Source organism: Eubacterium sp. An11 (assembly GCF_002161065.1).
GTDB lineage: Bacteria > Bacillota > Clostridia > Lachnospirales > Lachnospiraceae > Anaerobutyricum > Anaerobutyricum faecale.
In genome coordinates this window covers 1-753 of the sequence record NZ_NFLV01000096.1, presented here as the reverse complement: position 1 = coordinate 753, position 753 = coordinate 1, and the positions used below count along the sequence as shown (strand labels likewise).

Sequence of the window (753 nt, the reverse complement as noted above, 5' to 3'; positions counted from 1 at the left end):
TCTTCCTCCGGGTACTTAGATGTTTCAGTTCCCCGGGTTCCCTTCCGCACGCTATGGATTCACGTACGGATGACTGAGGGTTGCTCAGCCGGGTTTCCCCATTCAGAAATCTCCGGATCGATGGATATGTGCTCCTCCCCGAAGCTTTTCGCAGCTTATCACGTCTTTCATCGGCTCTCAGTGCCAAGGCATCCGCCCTGCGCCCTTCTTCGCTTGACCTTTTCCTCGCCCGTATCTTTTGATACGGCTGCTTCCTGCCTGCCCTAGCGTAGGCGGCAGTCCGCTCCATGAGACATGCGCCTCATGCTAACATCATAAAGTCTTTCGACTTTCCGACTTGCTTTTGGGAGAATTTTGTCTTCACCGTTTTGAAACTTTAAACAGTTACTGAAAAATTCTTTTCCTCTATTTTAATAAATAGGAATCTGATGTCGTTATTTCTTATCCGCAATGCCATCTCGAATCCGCTCCGCTTCTTCTCGATCTGTGCATTCGCACTATATCCCTCATCGGCTCCTTTCGCATTTGTGGGCAAGCCCCCAATGCTCTGAGCCGTTGCGGTCTGCATTGCTCATTTAAGAATATAACTTTCTGTGTGCAGTTTTCAATGTACATCTTTCGGCTTATCGCCGAGTGGAGAATACGAGAGTCGAACTCGTGACCTCCTGCTTGCAAGGCAGGCGCTCTCCCAACTGAGCTAATCCCCCAAGTTCTCCGGCAGCCACCTGCTCTCCCATGCCGTCTCCAGCATAG

The 753-nt window shown here is 50.3% G+C and carries 1 tRNA gene and 1 rRNA gene; both read right to left on the bottom strand.

Annotated features, from left to right (window positions below):
• Positions 1-219 (bottom strand): 23S ribosomal RNA (locus B5E53_RS18740); the annotation flags it as partial.
• Positions 220-634: 415 nt separating this feature from the next.
• Positions 635-707: transfer RNA gene (locus B5E53_RS18730), tRNA-Ala, on the bottom strand.
• Between the last annotated feature and the right edge of the window lie 46 nt (positions 708-753).